Origin of the sequence: Flavobacterium sp. CG_9.10 (genome assembly GCF_015752245.1) — a bacterium.
Lineage (GTDB): Bacteria > Bacteroidota > Bacteroidia > Flavobacteriales > Flavobacteriaceae > Flavobacterium.
The window spans coordinates 102900-119746 of record NZ_JADOVD010000010.1 but is presented as its reverse complement, the minus strand read 5'-3'; the positions used below and the strand labels follow the sequence as shown (position 1 = coordinate 119746).

11 protein-coding genes are annotated in these 16847 nt (G+C 33.9%); 1 reads left to right on the top strand and 10 read right to left on the bottom strand.

Annotated elements, in window-relative coordinates; all coding sequences use genetic code 11:
* Positions 1-37: 37 nt before the first annotated feature.
* From IWX84_RS10395 to IWX84_RS10360, 8 genes are all read right to left on the bottom strand, one after another.
* Positions 38-652: an acyloxyacyl hydrolase gene (locus tag IWX84_RS10395; protein ID WP_196850683.1), complete on the bottom strand. Its 615-nt coding sequence runs from the start codon at positions 650-652 to the stop codon at positions 38-40.
* Between the two features lie 138 nt (positions 653-790).
* Positions 791-3760 (bottom strand): protein translocase subunit SecDF, encoded by a 2970-nt coding sequence (gene secDF, locus IWX84_RS10390; protein WP_196850682.1) that lies wholly within the window; start codon positions 3758-3760, stop codon positions 791-793.
* Between the two features lie 223 nt (positions 3761-3983).
* The gene (gene mdh, locus IWX84_RS10385) at positions 3984-4919 is read right to left on the bottom strand and encodes a malate dehydrogenase (protein WP_196850681.1); all 936 of its coding nucleotides are present in this window, start codon (positions 4917-4919) and stop codon (positions 3984-3986) included.
* Positions 4920-5023: 104 nt separating this feature from the next.
* Positions 5024-6967 (bottom strand): DNA topoisomerase (ATP-hydrolyzing) subunit B, encoded by a 1944-nt coding sequence (gene gyrB, locus IWX84_RS10380; protein WP_196850680.1) that lies wholly within the window; start codon positions 6965-6967, stop codon positions 5024-5026.
* A 297-nt stretch (positions 6968-7264) separates the two neighbouring features.
* On the bottom strand, positions 7265-8866 hold the full coding sequence (gene asnB / locus IWX84_RS10375; RefSeq protein ID WP_196850679.1) for an asparagine synthase B: 1602 nt from the start codon (positions 8864-8866) through the stop codon (positions 7265-7267).
* Positions 8867-9172: 306 nt separating this feature from the next.
* Positions 9173-10849, bottom strand: coding sequence for an asparagine synthase B (gene asnB / locus IWX84_RS10370; RefSeq protein ID WP_196850678.1), 1677 nt, complete (start codon positions 10847-10849; stop codon positions 9173-9175).
* A 187-nt stretch (positions 10850-11036) separates the two neighbouring features.
* The gene (locus IWX84_RS10365) at positions 11037-12662 is read right to left on the bottom strand and encodes an amidohydrolase (protein WP_196850677.1); all 1626 of its coding nucleotides are present in this window, start codon (positions 12660-12662) and stop codon (positions 11037-11039) included.
* Between the two features lie 80 nt (positions 12663-12742).
* On the bottom strand, positions 12743-13192 hold the full coding sequence (locus IWX84_RS10360; RefSeq protein WP_196850676.1) for a hypothetical protein: 450 nt from the start codon (positions 13190-13192) through the stop codon (positions 12743-12745).
* A gap of 227 nt (positions 13193-13419) precedes the next feature.
* Here IWX84_RS10360 and IWX84_RS10355 point away from each other — a divergent pair, with 227 nt between their 5' ends.
* A complete protein-coding gene (locus tag IWX84_RS10355) occupies positions 13420-13965 on the top strand; it encodes a DUF2911 domain-containing protein (protein WP_196850675.1) in 546 nt (181 codons plus the stop codon).
* Between the two features lie 99 nt (positions 13966-14064).
* Here IWX84_RS10355 and IWX84_RS10350 read toward each other — a convergent pair whose 3' ends face one another.
* Entirely contained in the window at positions 14065-15879 is a 1815-nt protein-coding gene (locus IWX84_RS10350) for a TonB-dependent receptor (protein ID WP_196850674.1), read from the bottom strand.
* A gap of 50 nt (positions 15880-15929) precedes the next feature.
* Entirely contained in the window at positions 15930-16793 is an 864-nt protein-coding gene (locus IWX84_RS10345) for a PhzF family phenazine biosynthesis protein (protein ID WP_196850673.1), read from the bottom strand.
* Between the last annotated feature and the right edge of the window lie 54 nt (positions 16794-16847).

The window sequence follows — 16847 nt, the reverse complement described above, 5'->3', positions numbered from 1 at the left end:
AAGAAAGTGGTATAAAAGTATAATTTTACCTTAATTTTTAATAAGGAAAAGAAAATCCAAATTCTATATTTTTTGTATTATAACCCGAATTAGAATCTTGTAATCCAGCGTTAGAAACATGTCGAAAATTAGGCCTTATGTCAACTGTTACACTATTGATTTTAAAAGTGAACCCTACCGCCAATACATCCGAAAAAGCAAATCCTTTTGACAGCCGCTCTGTTTCAGTATCAGTATACATAGGACCAACACTTCCTAAAAAATAAATACTTGCCGTTTTAAAAACAGGTTTTCGCATCAAAAAACCTATATTAAAAACATATTCTCTTATATTTTTCAACTTGGTAAATCGTTCTCTTTTTTCAATATAATTAGGGTCGTTAGGCTTCACAAAATAAAAGTTCAAAAGCTCGTGCTTTGCAAAGTTTAGTTCTGGCTGCAGCAAGACCTCATACCTAAAGTTCTTTGTATCTTTAAAGGCATAATACACTTGTAGTTTATAATAATTATTAGTGTACGTATAATCGCTGTTTTTTAATTCATTTCCAATACCATAAGCCAAACCTAATATTATTTTACTTCCTTTATACTGAGCGAAAAATGTTTGATAAGTAAAGACGAGAGTTAAAATAAAAAATATTTTTTTTAACATGAAATTTATTTTAAAGACTGATATGTTTCCTGATCATTAAATTACAAATAAAAACTTTAGATTCTCACTTTTGGTTTAAAAAAAAAGAGACTCAACTTACGTTGAATCTCTTTTATAAAAATCTCTGTAAAAGCTATCTTAGCTTTCTTGATGATGTTGTTCGATTAACTTTTTATCTTCTTTAGATATTGTATCAACCAATACTGGTGTTGCAATAAACAATGAAGAATAAGTTCCTACGATTATACCAACTAACATTGCGAATATAAATCCTCTGATAGATTCACCCCCAAAAATAAACATGATAAACAAGACACCAATCATAGTTAATGACGTATTGATAGTTCTTGACATGGTTGAATTAATCGATTTATTAACAATTTCAGCAAAAGTACCCTTTGTTTTTCCATCTAAGAATTCACGAACTCTATCAAATACAATAACGGTATCATTCATAGAGTAACCAATTACAGTAAGAATAGCTGCGATAAAATGCTGGTCTATCTCCATACCAAATGGCATAAATTTGTAACACAATGAATAAATTCCTAGAACAAAAATAACATCATGCGCAACAGCTGCAATTGCACCTAAACCATATTGCCATTTTCTGAAACTGATAAGTAAGTATAAAAATACAATTAGCATAGCTCCAAGAACAGCCCAATAAGCATTTGTTTTAATATCCTCAGCTACTGTTGGTCCAACTTTTGATGCTTGTACAATACCGAATTTTTTACCTTCATACGTTTTCACAAATCTATCGTATGTTAATCCTGCTGAAAAATGATTTTTTAAACTATTAAACAATAATCTATTTACTTCTTCATCAGCTTTTACTCCATGCTCTTCTACTTTGTATTTTGTAGTAATCTTCAACTGATTATCGTTACCAAATATTTTTGCTTCAGCACTACCAAATACTTTAGTCAATTCGGCTTTTACATCTTCTGCTACTACTGGCTTCTCAAAACGAACTTGGAAAGTTCTTCCTCCCACGAAATCTACACCTTGATCTAATTTATTTGTAAATAATGAAATAACACTCACAATAACAACGATTGTAGAGAAAGCATAAGTCCACTTTTTAATACCTAAGAAATCAAAATGAAAGTTTGTAAAGAAATTTTTAGAAAATCCTGTAACAAAAGTTAAATCATTCTTTCCAGCTATATTTCTGTCAATAAAAATTCTTGCGATAAATATAGAAGTAAATAAAGAGGTAACAATACCTATCAGTAATGTTGTAGCAAAACCTTTTATTGGTCCTGAACCAAAAATAAATAATACAGTTCCAATTAAAATATGCGTAACGTTTGCATCTACAATAGAACGCATCGCCCCTTTCCAGCTGTATGAAGTTTCAACAGCTTCACCTAGTGTTTTACCCGCACGTAATTCTTCTTTTGCTCTTTCATAAATAATGATATTAGCATCTACTGCCGTACCCATTGTCAATACAATACCCGCAATACCTGGCAATGTAAGAACAGCACCTAAACTTGCAAGAATTCCAAACAAGAATAATAAGTTAACTGCTAAAGCGATATTTGCATACCAACCTGCTTTACCATAGTAAACAATCATCCAAAGTGATACCAATAATAATCCAACAAGTGCAGAATTTGTACCGTGATCAATTGCTTCTTGACCTAAGGATGGTCCTACCACTTCTGATTGAACAATATCTGCTGCAGCCGGTAATTTACCTGCTCTTAAAACATTGGCTAAATCTTTAGTTTGTGTAACATCAAAAGTTCCTGAAATTTCAGATCTACCTCCAGCAATTGGCCCGCTAGAAACCCCTGGCGCAGAATATACAATATCATCCAGAACAATAGCAATATTGCTTTTTTGAGTAAATGCTCTACCTGTTAATTCTTCCCAAGCTTTTGCACCTTGGTTATTCATTTGCATAGACACAGCTGGTTTTCCAGATTGATCAAAAGTATCTTTTGCATCAGTAACAACTCCACCACTCATTGCAGGAATGTTATCTCTATTTCCTTTTAATGCATATAATTCTACTGCATCAACATCTTTTCCCTTTGCATCTTTAATTGCTGAAGGAATACCCCAAACAAATTTAGCATAACGCTGATCTCCTGCTAATAAAACTCTAATATCTGCTCTTTTCAAATATCCATTAACAACTGCAGTATCTTTTGGTGAGAAAAGACCAAGAACTGGTCCACCACCTTGACCAATCATTTTATCAAGTAAAGGATTGTTTCCTTTCTTTGTCGCTGCTGAATCTTTCCCATCTGTCAATAAAGCACTCAAAGAATCTTTAGCAACGGTTTTAATTTCAGACTTAGCGATTTCAGTTTTTTTCAATGACTCATTTGCTGCCATTAAAAAGTTACCTATCTCTTCAATTTTATAAGTTTCCCAAAATTCTAATTGAGCGGTACTTTGTAATAATTTTTTAATTCTATCTACATCTTTAGCACCAGGAAGTTCTACAAGAATTCTTCCAGATTCTCCTAATTTTTGAATATTAGGTTGAGTTACTCCAAATTTATCGATACGTTTTCTTAATACTCCAAAAGCACTTTCTACAGATTCATCAACTTTTCTTTTGATTACTTTTTGTACTTGCGCATCTGTCATTTGAAAATCTACACCACCTTCACCTTGCAAACTTCTATTTGCAAAAATATCTGGGGAAGCTAATTTTACCGATCCTTTTGAATTAGTTTCGAAAGCATCAAAAAATTTATCTAAATATGATTTATTCCCTTCTAAATTTGCAGTGGCATCCGCTAACGATTTATTGAAAACTGGATTTTTAGAATTATTAGATAATCCTTTCAATATGTCTTTAACCGAAATTTGAAGTGTTACATTAATACCTCCTTCTAAGTCAAGACCTTTATTGATTTGTTTGTCACTCACTTCATTAAAAGTAAAGTCAGTAAATCCAAGATTAAATACTTTTTCTTTTCCAATGGAATCCAAATATTTAACTTCTTTTTCAGGATTTCCACCAGCAAAAGATTTTGCATCATTTTTTACTTTGCTTGAAACAAAAGTGAAAGAAAGTTGGTAAATACTCACCAATGCAAATAGAATTGCGAAAAATTTAATAAGTCCTTTATTCTGCATTATTACTAAAAATTAATTATTTTTATTTATTTATTTTTGTTTTATCCCAATAAAACATAGTCCTGACATCGATTTTTACTACTAAAAAACAACATTTCGAATTACATCATTTTTTTAAACCGAGCAAATATATAATTTAGGTTAAGATTAACAAATTAATTATGGATTAATCTCATGAAAAAGACTGCAATAATGCAGTCTTCCCTATTTTATAATTAAAATATTATTCTAATATCGATTTTAATGCATCATTCATTTGTCTAACTGCATCAGCGCTTTTAGCAAATAATGCTTTCTCTTGGTCATTTAGTTTAATGTCAAGAATTTCTTCTACCCCATTTTTACCAATGATACAAGGAACACCTATGCAAATATCATTTTGGCCATATTCCCCTTCAACAAAAACAGAACAAGCAATCATTTTCTTTTGGTCATTCAATATACTATCCACTAAAAAAGCAACTGAAGCTCCAGGAGCATACCAAGCAGAAGTTCCTAAAAGTCCTGTAAGTGTTGCTCCTCCAACCATAGTATCAGCAGCAACTTTATTCAATGCTTCTTCTGAAAGAAATTGAGATACCGGAATTCCATTATATGAAGCCAATCTAGTTAAAGGAATCATAGTTGTATCACCGTGACCACCAATCACCATTGCCGAAATGTCATTTGCCGGTTTGTCTAAAGCCAAAGATAAATACGTTCTAAAACGAGAACTATCTAACGCTCCACCCATTCCAATGATTCTGTTTTTTGGCAATCCAGTAGATTTCAATGCTAAATAAGTCATTGTATCCATAGGATTAGAAACTACCACAATAATGGTATCTGGCGAATGTTTCAACACATTTTCAGCAACTGTTTTTACAATTCCTGCATTGATGCCTATTAATTCCTCACGTGTCATTCCCGGTTTTCTGGGGATTCCTGATGTAATTACTACTACATCACTTCCTGCCGTTTTTGAATAATCATTTGTAACACCCGACACTTTAGTATTAAAACCTGTATTTGTAGCACATTGCATAATATCCAAAGCTTTACCTTCAGCAAAACCTTCTCTGATGTCCAATAATACTACTTCGCTCGCAATTCCTCTATAAGAAATTACGTCTGCACAGGTCGCACCTACATTTCCTGCTCCTATAATGGTAACTTTCATATTTTATAGTTTATTCGATTATTTGTTAATTTGGTTATTTGGTTATTTTTTAATTCAGTTAATCATTAATTCATTCTAAAAAAAAAGTAACGATTAATCTTAGTTTACGCATCAATCTTAGCATATACTGCATTTTTCTCAATAAAATCTCTTCTCGGTGGCACCTCATCACCCATTAACATAGAGAAAACCCTATCCGCTTCGGCTAAACTGTCGATTGTTACCTGACGTAACGTTCTAAAACCAGGATCCATTGTTGTTTCCCAAAGTTGTTCCGCATTCATCTCTCCAAGACCTTTATAACGTTGAATTCCTGCGCTTCCGCCCATTCTTTCATTTGCCTGATCACGTTGAACGTCATTCCATGCGTATTCTTTCTTGTTTCCTTTTTTAACTAAATACAAAGGAGGAGCAGCGATATATACGTGACCTTCTTCGATTAATTCTTTCATAAATCTAAAGAAGAATGTCAAAATCAAAGTAGAAATATGACTACCATCGACATCGGCATCACACATAATAATTACTTTATGGTAACGTAATTTTTCTATATTCAATGCTTTACTATCCTCCGCAGTTCCGATTGTAACTCCAAGTGCAGTAAAAATATTTCTAATCTCTTCGTTTTCAAAAACTTTGTGATGCATTGCTTTTTCTACGTTCAAAATCTTACCACGCAATGGCAAAATAGCCTGAAATGCACGGTCACGACCTTGCTTAGCTGTTCCACCTGCCGAATCTCCCTCGACAAGATATACTTCACATTTTGCAGGATCTTGCTCGGAACAATCAGAAAGTTTTCCTGGTAATCCACCGCCACCCATTACGGTTTTACGTTGCACCATTTCACGCGCTTTTTTGGCTGCGTGACGGGCTTGTGCCGCAAGAATAACTTTTTGAACAATAATACGAGCGTCATTTGGATTTTCTTCCAAATAATTTTCAATCATTTCACTCACCGCTTGACTTACCGGTGAAACTACTTCTCTATTTCCAAGTTTAGTTTTCGTTTGTCCTTCAAATTGCGGTTCAGCAACTTTTACCGAAATAATAGCCGTAAGTCCTTCACGAAAGTCATCTCCTGAAATATCAAATTTCAATTTATCTAACATTCCAGATGCATCAGCATATTTCTTCAAAGATCTTGTTAGACCTGTTCTAAAACCTTGCAAGTGCGTTCCTCCTTCGTGTGTATTGATATTGTTTACGTAAGAAAAAATGTTTTCGGTATAACTTGTATTATAAATCAAGGCAACCTCAACCGGAATTTCTCCTTTTTCGTTATCCATAGAAATAACGTGTGCAATAATTGGCTCACGATTTCCATCCAAATAACGAATGTATTCTTTCAATCCTTCATCAGAATGAAAAACTTCAGAAACAAAATTTCCGTCTTTATCGACCTCTCTTTTATCAGTAAAAGTGATTGTAATTCCTTTATTAAGGTATGACAATTCACGCATACGAGCCGCTAAAGTATCGTATGAAAACTCAATTGTCTGAGTAAAAATCGAATCATCTGGATAAAAAGTAACAATTGTTCCTCTTTTTGTAGTTTCTCCAATTTGTTTTACCGGATAAAGCGCTTTTCCTTTTTCGTATTCTTGTTGGTATATATTACCATCACTGCTATGAACTGTTGCTATAAGGTGATTCGACAATGCATTTACCACTGAAACCCCAACACCGTGAAGTCCTCCGGAAACTTTATAAGAATCCTTATCAAATTTTCCTCCGGCACCAATTTTAGTCATTACGACTTCCAGAGCCGAAACTCCTTCTTTTTTATGAATTCCTACTGGAATACCACGTCCATTATCTTCAACAGAAACAGATCCGTCTTCATTTATATCAACTATTATTGTATCACAATGGCCTCCCATTGCCTCATCAATAGAGTTATCTACCACTTCATAAACTAAATGATGCAGTCCTCGAACACCTACATCTCCAATATACATCGATGGACGCATTCTTACGTGCTCCATTCCTTCTAATGCTTGAATACTATCTGCTGAATAATTGTCCTTCTTGATTTCTTCGCTCATATATTTTAATCTAAAAAAATGTAATTTTTGTCTAACACGCAAATATATAAAAACACAATTTATATAACCGTTAAAATCACATTTTAAGCACTTAAGTTATTAACATTTGTTAGGAAAATAGCAATTTCAAAAATCAATTTCAATTTCAAAAAAAATAAAAAAAATCAAACTTAGCATAAAAAACAAATTTCCAAAACAAACATAAAAAAAATGCTATTTTGGAAATTTGAAATTATTATATGCTAATTGAGATTGAAATTGCTATGCTATTGCTGTTTTTTATTCAACAACAACTTCTTATTTAGCAATTTCCGTATCCGGTTTTACGTGTGCAGCATTAGCTCTTCCGCTTGGATCTTGGTTTTCTTGCCATTTTGGAATCCATTTTCTAACCGTTTGCGCAGCACTTACTTGCGGGTAATGTTTATTAAAAATCGATCTGTATAAATAAGCTTCCTTAGTGGTTGGTGAGTTGTAAGGAAATTCTACTGCGGCACCTGCTAATTCCTCATCAGTTACTTTAGAAGAACAATATTCAATCAATTGATTGATCCACTGATACCCTACTCCATCTGAAAACTGCTCTTTTTGTCTCCACAATACTTCTTCTGGCAAATACGGATCGTTTGGCGTATCGAAAGCTTTTCTCAAAATATATTTTTCTTTACCGTCGTACGTTTTAGGCATTTTCTCTACTGCTTTGATACGAACGGCCAAATCTAAGAATGCTTTGTCTAAAAACGGCACTCTAGTTTCTAAACCATGAGCCATTGTTGATTTGTCCGCTCTTAACAAATCGGCAGTAAATAATTTTTGGACTCTCTCAATTGTTTCTTTTTGAAATTCTTCTGCTGATGGTGCATTTCTAAAATACAAATATCCTCCAAAAATCTCGTCTGCTCCTTCTCCCGAAAGCACTACTTTTATTCCTAGGTCAGTTATCGCCTTCGACAAGAAATACATTGGCGCGCTTGCTCTTATTGATGTTACATCATACGTTTCAAGGTGCCAAATCAAATTATCCAAGATTTCTATCCCTTCTGCGATTGTAAAATGAATTTCATGGTGTTCCGTTCCTAAAAATTCGGCCACTTTTTTTGCTGCTTTTGCATCTGGCGCATCAGCATTTAATCCGATAGAGAATGACTGTAATTTTTTACCGCTTTCCGCCAATAACCGGGAAGCAATCGCTGATGTCAATGAAGAGTCTAATCCTCCTGAAAGCAATACCCCGATAGGCACATCACTCATTAATCGTTTGCGAGTAGCCTCGGTCAATGTTTCACGGATTAAATCCAAATCTAACTCTAGGTCAGCTTTTAAATAATCTTCATATTCCGGTTTGTAATATTTTACAAAACCCGTTTTTTTAGTATAATAATGTCCTGGAGGAAAAGTAGAAAATGTTGTGCATTGGTCAGCAATAGGTTTCATTTCAGACGAAAAATAAATTCTTCCTCTTTGGTCCAAACCATAATACAAAGGTTTTACTCCCAATGGGTCTCTAGCCGCTATAAAATCATTTCCATCTACAACAACAAAAGCCCAGTCACCATCAAGCATGTTACAAAAATCATAACCAAATTCTTCATATAAATGTACAATTACTTCCGAATCCGATTTAGTTCTAAAAGTATGCTCTTTTAAAATACCATCTCTCAATTCCTGATGATTATAGATTTCACCATTATGAACCATGTAAGCGGTTTTCGTACCTTTTATTGGTTGTTTTCCGGAATGCAGATCGATGATAGACAAACGTTCATGACTTAATATATGTCCGTTTTCCATAACATGTAAATCGCTTTCATCCGGTCCACGATGTGACATCCGTTTTGAAAGCTCTCGAACTATTTGCTCCTCTTTTCCCTTTCCAATAATGGCTAATATTCCACACATAACTATTCTATTTTTAACATTCCTGTTTATTGTGACAATACAAATATGCATCAATAGTTACAATAACAAAACACAAAATCACAATTAAGTTACAATAAACAATCAAAAACCCCAATTTAGACAAAAATTACAATATGCAAGACTTATTCCTTTTGTCTCATAAACCGCAATTGCTTTTCAACACTCGTGGTCTTCTATTATTAAAATTCCGAGTACAGCAGCTTATTTTAGGAATCGGTAAACAAAGAAAAAACGCCACCAAAAAATGAGAGCGTTTCCTTAATTATAAACTTTTAAAAAATTATCTTATGCTTTTACATAGGCATCGTCATGAACACTAGCAACAGCTCTTCCTGAAGGATCATTCATGTTTTTGAATGCTTCATCCCATTCTAAAGCGATTTTTGTACTACAGGCGACACTTGCTTCTTGAGGCACACATAATGCCGCTGCATCACTAGGAAAATGTTCCGCAAAGATGGAACGATAGTAATACTCTTCTTTAGAAGTTGGCGTTTGCAAAGGAAATTTGAATTTAGCATTTAACAATTGCTCATCAGAAACTTCTTTAGCAACCACTTCTTTCAAAGTATCGATCCAGCTGTATCCAACTCCATCACTAAATTGTTCTTTTTGTCTCCAAGCTACACTTGGAGGTAACATATCTTCAAAAGCTTTACGAACCACCCATTTCTCCATTGGATGCTCGCTGTTAATCATTTTGTCTTGTGGATTAACTCTCATCGCTACATCCATGAATTCTTTGTCCAAAAATGGCACACGACCTTCAATTCCCCAAGCTGCTAAACTTTTGTTTGCACGCAAACAATCGTACATGTGCAATTTGCTTAATTTACGAACGGTTTCTTCATGAAATTCTCTGGCATTTGGTGCTTTATGGAAATATAAATATCCTCCAAATAACTCATCGGCACCTTCGCCGGATAATACCATTTTGATCCCCATAGATTTAATAACTCTTGCCATTAACCACATAGGTGTTGATGCTCTAACCGTAGTCACATCATACGTTTCAAGATTGTAAATCACATCGCGAATGGCATCTAAACCTTCTTGAATAGTGAATTTAATTTCGTGATGGATGGTTCCAATATGATCCGCTACAACACGAGCTGCCGCTAAATCAGGAGAACCTTCTAATCCTACGGAAAAAGAGTGTAATTGCGGATACCAAGCATCAGCAACATCACCAGACTCAATACGTTTTTGCGCATATTTTTTGGCTACAGCCGACGTAATCGATGAATCCAAACCTCCTGAAAGCAAGACTCCATACGGCACATCGCTCATCAATTGTCTATGAACAGCAGCTTCAAGCGCCACTTTTATATCATCGATACTAGTCACGTTATCTTTTACGGCGTCATAATCTACCCATTCTCTTTTATACCATTGTACAAATTCCCCATCCTTGCTAGACATATAGTGTCCAGGAGGAAATAATTGAATTTTTGTACAATATCCTTCTAATGCTTTTAACTCTGAAGCCACATAAAAAGTACCATTTTTATCCCACCCAATGTACAATGGAATAATACCCATGTGATCACGAGCAATAAAATACTCGTCTTTTTCTACATCATAAATAGCAAATCCAAAAATACCATTTAACTCATCTAAAAAATGAACTCCTTTTTCTTTATAAAGTGCCAAAATAACTTCGCAATCACTTTCAGTTTGAAAAGTATATTTTCCTTCAAATTGTTTGCGCAATTCTCTATGGTTGTAAATTTCACCATTGGCAGCCAAAACAAGATTTTTATCTTGACTAAACAAAGGTTGTTTCCCTGACGCCGGATCTACAATAGCCAATCGTTCGTGGGATAAAATAGCTTTGTCATTACTGAAAATTCCACTCCAATCCGGGCCACGATGACGAATTAATTTAGACATTTCTAATACTTGCGGTCTTAAAACATCAACTTTCTGTTTTAAATCAAAGGCACATACTATTCCACACATAACTATATATTTTAATATTTTATTTACTTTTATAAGGCAAAGATGCAATAACAGCTACGTTTACAAAACATAAATGCGTATTTTAGTTATAAATTAAAACTAAATATACGCATTTGCATACTAAATGTAAACTAATACCCCCAAACCTACATTCAAAAATTATAAATTATCATTTTCGAAGGTTGCTTTATTTCACTTTCGTTCCTTTTAAATAGGTTGCCAAAGGAATCATTTTAACGATTTTATTTTCATTGACCTTCATTAAATCCTGATCATAAATTACAAAATCAGCCCATTTCCCTGCTTCCAGACTTCCTTTCTCTTTTTCTTCGAAATTAGAATAGGCTGCCCAAATCGTCATCCCTTTTAAGGTTTCTTCTCTGGTCAATGCGTTTTCCATTTGAAAACCTCCTTTCGGGAAATTTTTACTGTCTTTTCTGGCAACTGCAGCATGAAAAGTCAGCATAGGATTTACTTCTTCTACAGGAAAATCAGTACCCAAAGCCACAATTCCTCCTTTTTGAAGCAACTTTTTGTAAGCATAGGCGTTCTTCAATCTTTCTTTCCCCAATCGTTCCACCGCCCAATACATATCTGAAGTTGCATGGGTTGGTTGCACAGAAGGAATAATTCCGAGCTTAAAATAATCAAAATCCTGTTCCCGTATAACCTGAGCATGTTCGATTTTCCATCTTCGGTCTTTTTTACCAGCTAAAACTTCTTTGTAAATTTTCAATAGCACCGTATTCGCCGAATCTCCAATAGCATGTGAATTCAGCTGAAAAGGAGAATTTGCAATTTGCTTGGCAATAGATTTCATGTTCGAAATAGGCGAAAGTAATGCCCCAAATTGTTTCGGCATATCCGAATAAGCTTTGTGCATACAAGCGCCACGCGAACCCAAAGCGCCGTCTCCATACATTTTAAAAGATCGCACATCCAGATTATCTGTTTTATAAATTCCTTTTTTAAGATATAAATCTATGTTCTTCTGGTTAGCAGAAATCATTGCATAAACATTTAGTTTCATCGCCTTTGCTTTTTGCAAACTATCTATTAAATTAATAATATCAGGGTCTAAACCTGCATCATTTATTGTTGTTAATCCATACTCAAACATCACTTTTTCGGCGTCCAATAAAGCGGCAATTTGTATTTTACGGCTTGGTTTAGGAATTATTTTAAAAACTAATTCCATTGGATTATCTACCAAAATTCCTGTTGGTTCACCATTTGCCATTTCAATCTGACCGCCAACTGCTTTCGTGTCTTTTGAAATTCCGGCCAATTTCAGCGCTTTACTGTTCACAATAATGGCATGACCATCTATTCTGTTTAACACCACGGGAATATTTGGAAAATTTTTATCCAAAATATCTTTAGAGGGATATTTCTTTATTTCCCAATCATTCTGATCCCAGCCATTTCCAACAATAAACTCAGGATTTTTTTCTTTTTGAAAAGTCTTTATACGGGCAATTATTTCATCCATACTTTTAGTTCCTCTCAAATCAACTTCTTGCAGATTGAGACCAAAACCATAAAAGTGACAATGCGCATCTATTAAACCCGGATAGATAAATTTCCCCTTGGCTTCTATGGTATTTTTAGATTCATAGGCATTAGCTATTTCCTCATTGGAACCAATTGCAATAATTTTGCCTTCGTTGATTGCCATAGCCGATGCTTTACCAAAAGTCTTATCTACAGTATAAATAGTAGCATTAGTAACAATAGTGTCAACGGGAATTTTATTTTTTTGATTACAAGAAATCAATAAAAACAAAGTAAAAAGTAGTGTAATTCGTTTCATTATGTACAGTTTATTTAGGCTAATATAAAGAAAGAAGCCCAAAATATATAAACTGCAAGAAACTATTTAGAAGAAAGAAATTAGGAAATTTCCTCAATCAGATATTTTGTCGAATTAATCTCAAAAGTAAATCCCACTTTATTCCCCATTAACTTACTTCCCAAGGGTGATTGTGGAGACAAAGCGATAATATTAACTCCTTCAATATTAATTTTCGGGAGTGCTACGCTCAAATACAAATAAATTCCATTGGCTTTAATCAAACTTCCCACAATAATATTGGTCGAAATTGTAGCAGAATCTATTTTATCCAAAACAGCTTTTTGCGCAAGCACTTCTCTAAGTTTTGTATTGAGTTTCTCTTGTTCGATATGCATCATAGACAAAGCCGTTTCGTGCTTATCTCCGGCTGAGCCTTTGGCATCATTTTTAGAATCTTCGGTAAGCGCCACAATCATATCTCTGAAAACATCGATTCTGTCTTGAACTAATTGAAGGTAATAGTGGTATATTTTTTGTTTGAAAGTCATATTTTTTTTTAACTGGGATGACACTTAAATCGTCAATAGCATATGGATTAAAAAGTTGGATTTGATAAACAAATATTTCTGTCCATTTATCTAACACCCCAAAGTTATGATTTTCTTTTATAGCATCATTATCCAGATGTGTTCCATCCAAAAAATTTAACAAGTTTTTTTAAGTTAATAAAATTGGATTCAATAATTTTAACTTTTTAACCAATCCTAAAAACACAATGAAAAAATCGACATTTATTACCACAATTGCATTTGTTTTCATGATGCTAGTATCCTTCAATGTTCACGCACAAAAATTTCCAGAACTCGATAAGAGCCCAATGGATGTTGCTTCTTTTCCTAACGATTATAAAATTTCGGCGAAAGCAGCAAAAATCACTTACAGCAGACCCCAATTAAAAGGACGCAGCCTTAGTGAACTGGCTCCAAATGGAAAAGTATGGAGAACTGGGGCAAATGAAGCCGCAGAACTTACATTGTACGCTGATATGAATTTTGGCACTACCAAAGTTAAAGCTGGCACTTATACTTTATACACTATTCCTGGAGTAAAAGAATGGACCGTTATTATAAATAAAGACCTTAACGTTTGGGGTTCTTATTTTTACAAATCTGAAAATGACGTTGCCAGATTAACCGTTCCAATGACTGAAGCTACAGAATCACTTGAGACTTTTTCAATGGTTTTCACAGAGGCTAAAAATGGTATAGTGCTTAACATGGGATGGGGCAAAATTAGAATTGCAGTACCATTTACAAAATAGAAAATCCCTTAAAACAAAAAAAATGCTGTCTCAAAAAGGCAGCATTTTTTTATACTTTTTAATTTGTGAAAATCATTTCTATTTAAAATACTTTTAAAATTAAAAATCAAACTTATAATTTACACCCGCTAGCACTTGAAAACCTTGAACAGGGTAATTCAACCACTTTTCATACCCTTGATTAGCAATATTATTAACTCTTAAAAAAGCCGTTAAGCGTTCGCTATATTTAAAGCCCACATGAGCATTGGCATCAAAATAAGATTTCAAAGTAATTGGGCTCGGAGCCACAATATAAACTATATCCGAATTTAGTTTTTGATCTTTACGTTCTCCAACATAAAAAACATCGATACCGGCGAACCATTTCTTAGTTACATTAAAATTTAGATTTGAATTTAATTTTAATGTTGGCAAATTCCATGCTTCACTTTGAAAATCATTAGTGTAACTACTATAGGTTCCATTTATTCCAAAACTCACATTTTCTGAAAAATCAGCTTTTAGTTCTCCGTAAAAACTCAAAGTTCTCATGTCGTCATAAACCACTTGTAGCGAATTTCCAAAAGCATAGTTCTCATTAGTACTTTTTTCAGTATAATCATTGCTTCTAAACAATGCTTTATTCCTCTCATTCACATAAGAACCTCTAATATTATAACTTACATTATTAGTCAGTTTCCCTTTTAATCCTGCAAAAATATCATACTGTTTATCCGTTGGCGCAATGTTTAATGTAGGCGAAAGGAATGGATTTTCATTTACAAAATCTTGGTATGTGTTCTGTTCTAAATTTCCTTCGGCGCCAGCATAAAAAATCATCAAATCATTCACAACTTTGTAAGAAGCACTAATTTGCGGGTAAACAAAAAATTTGTTGTTGCTTTTTACATTATCCAAACTATAAAAGATGCCTGCTCCAATATTCAATGTCCAGTCGTCTTTTAATACCACAAAACTAGGTGCAATACCAAAATTAGTAAAACCATATTTTAGAGGTTCTACATTTGTATTCGAATAATTTTTCTTAAAACTTCCCCCTACATAATCCACAATTATATTTGTTTTTATAGCCGTATCCATTATGTCAATTTTGAATGACGGTTTTACATAAAATCGATTCTCCGAAGATCCATACATATCTGAGAAATGATTGAACTTGACACTCGCTTCATTAAAAATACTTTCGTTGAAAGCAATTTTTCCGCCAGCGGTAATTGTGTTATATGTTTGTTGTGGCTTTATTCCGTTAATTAAAATAGCTCTATTTGATGGTGTCATAGTGCTACCAAAATTAGTTGGCAATCCATACCAATTATAGATTTGATTCTGATAACCCAAATCAAAATTCCATGACAAATCTTTTTCATTCGCTCCGTAAGTCAAATCTATCGATGTATCATAAAACCGATCATCAAGTTCAACACCTTTTATTCCTCCTTGAGAAGAATGATGACGAAACATTCCTCCCACATAATTATTGTTGTCTAAATCGTGGTTAACGAATAATTCACCGACAAATGTGCCGTAATTTCCAACTCCAAACGTCGCATAATTTTTAAATAAATGTTCTTGTTTTTCTTTTTCTACCCCTTCTGCTTTTCCTTTTGACGGCGTAAAAGTTGACGCAACAGGAAAAGAGAAAATAGTATATTTTATAGTTTCTTTTTTAGCAGTTCCTTCCTCGTCCAGCGAAGGTGTTTCTTTGACTTTGAACGCATCCGAAATTGTTGGCGTATAGGGTTTTACAACATTTACTGTTTCCGTACCTATTTGCTCTTTTTTTTGTGCAAACGAAAATTGGAAGACAAAGAAGAATAAAATCCCAAAACCAACCCTCCCCGAAGGGACGGGAGCCGAAAACGTTACTACCTTATTTGTAAATGATTTTATGTTTAATTGTTTAAATGTCATGTTTTATTTTTTTACTTCTTATTTATAACTCTTCCCTTCTAACCTTGAATTTACACTTCCCATTCTCCTTTTGCGATGAATTGGGTTTTACCGCCAATTTTTATATCAAAATGATTTTCCGATAATTTACCCTTAAAATAAATTTGTGAAGGTCTATTAATAAAATCGCCTTGATGGTTTATAATTTCGATTTCTGGTGAATGATACTTTAAAAGAAAAGCCTGTAAACAAGTACTGGCACTTCCTGTAGCCGCATCTTCTTTAAGTTGATTGTCCTCTATACATAACATTCTACTGATCAGTTTTGCACCATCTAAGCAATAAAAATACAAAGCTCTATGACTCGTTTTGCAATGTGCATGCAACCATTCATTCATTTTAGCCTTATCCAGAATTATATTTTCTAATGCTGCTTTACTTTGGAGAGTAACAATTACAAAAGCACTCCCTGTGGTAATTTCCTCAATAGGAAATTGATCATCAAAGTCACTACGTTCTAAATTGCTGAAGGATAAAAAATCATCTGCTGAAAAAGTACCCAAAAACTCCGGTTGAGCTGCCTGCAACCAAACCAAATCCCCCGATTGATTAACGGGAATTTCCCCTATTGGAACCGTTAAAATTATATTTTGCGGCTTGTTTTCAAATATTTTATTCATCAAAACCCAAGATGTTCCAACGATCGGATGTCCCGCAAACTTCATTTCATATTCAGCAGTAAAAATTCTGATTGTTGCAGCATTACTTTCTGGTTTAAGGTTTGTAATGAAAGTGCTCTCAGCAAAGTTGATTTCGCGCGCAATTGTTTGCATCTCCTTATCACTTAACTTTTCAGCATCTAAAAAAACCGCCAATTGATTGCCTGCATATTTCTTTTCTGCAAAAACATCCACGATATAAAAGGGTATTGTCATTCGTTTTTTTGTTATTTCTATTACTTCTAACCTACTAGCTTCTTCATTTCCTAC

Bases quoted from the DNA above. Each gene is read 5' to 3' on its own strand.
- IWX84_RS10395 (WP_196850683.1), bottom strand. From the start codon at position 652: ATGTTAAAAAAAATATTTTTTATTTTAACTCTCGTCTTTACTTATCAA.
- secDF (WP_196850682.1), bottom strand. From the start codon at position 3,760: ATGCAGAATAAAGGACTTATTAAATTTTTCGCAATTCTATTTGCATTG.
- mdh (WP_196850681.1), bottom strand. From the start codon at position 4,919: ATGAAAGTTACCATTATAGGAGCAGGAAATGTAGGTGCGACCTGTGCA.
- gyrB (WP_196850680.1), bottom strand. From the start codon at position 6,967: ATGAGCGAAGAAATCAAGAAGGACAATTATTCAGCAGATAGTATTCAA.
- asnB (WP_196850679.1), bottom strand. From the start codon at position 8,866: ATGTGTGGAATATTAGCCATTATTGGAAAGGGAAAAGAGGAGCAAATA.
- asnB (WP_196850678.1), bottom strand. From the start codon at position 10,849: ATGTGTGGAATAGTATGTGCCTTTGATTTAAAACAGAAAGTTGATGTT.
- IWX84_RS10365 (WP_196850677.1), bottom strand. From the start codon at position 12,662: ATGAAACGAATTACACTACTTTTTACTTTGTTTTTATTGATTTCTTGT.
- IWX84_RS10360 (WP_196850676.1), bottom strand. From the start codon at position 13,192: ATGACTTTCAAACAAAAAATATACCACTATTACCTTCAATTAGTTCAA.
- IWX84_RS10355 (WP_196850675.1), top strand. From the start codon at position 13,420: ATGAAAAAATCGACATTTATTACCACAATTGCATTTGTTTTCATGATG.
- IWX84_RS10350 (WP_196850674.1), bottom strand. From the start codon at position 15,879: ATGACATTTAAACAATTAAACATAAAATCATTTACAAATAAGGTAGTA.
- IWX84_RS10345 (WP_196850673.1), bottom strand. From the start codon at position 16,793: ATGACAATACCCTTTTATATCGTGGATGTTTTTGCAGAAAAGAAATAT.